The sequence below is a fragment of the Paenarthrobacter sp. 10L420 genome, assembly GCF_056395385.1.
Genome location: NZ_JBFTJK010000050.1, coordinates 1 through 2,303, shown reverse-complemented (window position 1 = coordinate 2,303; position 2,303 = coordinate 1). Strand labels below are relative to the sequence as shown.

Below are 2,303 nucleotides of genomic sequence, written 5' to 3'. Positions count from 1 at the left end.
GGCTGCTGATGAGGCCAGGTGTGCCCAGCGAGAGTGGTGGGGTCTTTGGGGATGCCATGGTTTACCAGTCCTTCATGGAGCCGTCGAGCTCACGGGCAATCGGCAGGTAGGCCTGCTTGTACGGGAAGCGGGCTGCGGCCTCTTCGTCTACCTCTACGCCGAGGCCGGGTTCGTCGCCGGGATGCAGGTACCCGTCCTCGAAACGGAAGCTGGAACGGAACACCTCCGACACCAGGGTGTCGTAGCCCATGTACTCCTGGATGGCGAAGTTGGACGTGGCCAGGCCGAGGTGCAGTGAGGCGGAGAGATTGATGGGGGAGACATCCGAGGGGCCGTGGGGTGCGCCCTTGATTTGGTAAACCTCGGCAAGGGCGAGGATCTTGCGGACGTGCGAGATCCCGCCGGCATGGACCACGGCAGTGCGGATGAAGTCGATGAGTCGCTCAGTGATGAGTAGTTCCGCGTCCCAGATGGTGTTGAACACTTCACCTATCGCCAGCGGAATGGTGGTCTGCTGGCGGAGTATCCGCAGCAGGCGCTGGTTCTCGGCGGGCGTCACGTCTTCAAGCCAGAAGAGATCCACGTCTTCCAAAGACCTGGCCAGGCGGGCCGCTTCGGTGGGGTTGAGCCGGTGGTGGACGTCATGCAGGAGTTTTAGTTCCGGCCCAACATGGTCTCGGACCGCGGAAAGTACCCTGGGGGCGTGGCGAAGATACGCCGAGGTGTCCCAGTCCTCCTCCACGGGACCTACGCCGCGGCCCGCCGGCTCGTAACCCGCAGCGCCCTTGGTGACGCCGTAGACCTTGTCCAAGCCGGGAACTCCGGACTGGGCACGCACAGCGCGGAAGCCCTGCTCACGGCGCTGGTCAACGGAATCCAAAAGTTCAGGCAGGTCCCAGCCGGTCGCATGCGTGTACGTAAGTATCTTGTCCCGCGCGGCGCCGCCGAGGAGCTGGTACACGGGGACGCCGAGGGCCTTGCCTTTGATGTCCCACAGGGCCAGGTCAATGGCGCCGATAGCGGCCATGGTTACCGGGCCCCGGCGCCAGTAGGCGCCACGGTAGAAGTACTGCCAGGTGTCTTCGATGCGGTCCGCGTCCCTGCCCAGAAGGGCGGGTGCAAGGTGGTCCCGCAGGTAGCTGGCCACCGACAGTTCGCGGCCGTTGAGCGTGGCGTCGCCCCAGCCAACCAGGCCGTCGTCGGTGGTGATTTTGAGCGTGACGAAGTTGCGGCTGGGGCTGGTTACGAGGACGTCGACGTTGACGATTTTGCGGGTCATTTGGAAATCACTACATTCTTCAGAGGTTCGCCGTTGGACAGTCTGGTGACGTTTTCGGCGATTTCGCGGGCACGATTTCGGAAGGTTTCCGCGGTAACACCGGAGGAGTGTGGAGTCATGATGATGTTGTCGAGTCGCCCGAAGGGATGGGTCGACGGTTCGCCGCGGCCGTCGGTCCCCGGGTATTGGTACCAGACGTCGGCGGCGGCACCGGCGATACGCCGGTCCTTCAGGGCTTCGTAGAGGGCGGCTTCGTCCACGACGGGTCCGCGGGCCACGTTCACGAGAAGCCCGTCAGGTCCGAGATCATCGAGTTCGGCGGCCCCGATGATTCCGACGGTTTCTTCTGCCAGCGGGATGCTGATGACGAGGACTGTGGATTCGCTGAGAGCTTCGCCGAGGCGGTCGACGGTGCCTGCCCAGCGCAGGGCATTGGCTTTGGCGTCGATATTTCCACTGCGTGTTATGGCGATTCCTTCGGCGCCGAATGCCTTCAGCAGGTTCCATGCCGCCCCGCCGATGTGGCCGAAGCCGAGGAAGGTCACCACGGCGCCACGAAGAGTTTCGGGCTGGCTGATGGATGTCGAGTAAACCGACGAGGACCACACACCCGACCGGAGGGCGGCATCCTGGCCGAGCAGGTTTCGGCGCAGGGCAACAAGCACAGTGGCCACGTGTTCAGCGATCGAGCTTTCGTGGTGAAAGGTATTCGCGCAGACAACGCCGGGCGGTAGGGCGTCGGCCTCGATGCCGTCGTAGCCGGCGCCGCCAACATGAACCAAGCGAAGGTTGCGCGCCGCTGCGCCCATGGTGCCAGTGAAGCGTGGGCCGACGTAGACGTCTGCGTCTTTGAGGTCTGTGAGTACGGAATGCTCGTTCCAGCTCTCATGCCAGGAAGTGAGTGCTCCTTCGGGAAGAGCAGCTTCGAAGGTGGAGCGGTGGGGCAGCAGGTTGGGGTCTGCGATGACGATTCTCATGGTTACTTTCCCTGGAGGGCTTGGTTTGCTGTGCGTGCGGCAAATGT

At 63.4% G+C, this 2,303-nt stretch carries 2 protein-coding genes; both read right to left on the bottom strand.

Annotated elements, in window-relative coordinates:
* Positions 1–61: 61 nt before the first annotated feature.
* The gene (gene manD, locus AC1DD5_RS25570; RefSeq protein WP_477523116.1) at positions 62–1,279 is read right to left on the bottom strand and encodes a D-mannonate dehydratase ManD; all 1,218 of its coding nucleotides are present in this window, start codon (positions 1,277–1,279) and stop codon (positions 62–64) included.
* Positions 1,276–2,256 carry a 2-hydroxyacid dehydrogenase gene (locus AC1DD5_RS25565; protein ID WP_477523115.1) on the bottom strand — a complete coding sequence of 327 codons (981 nt, stop codon included), beginning with the start codon at positions 2,254–2,256 and terminating at the stop codon, positions 1,276–1,278. Before AC1DD5_RS25565 ends, manD begins: the two co-directional genes overlap by 4 nt.
* Positions 2,257–2,303 lie beyond the last annotated feature (47 nt).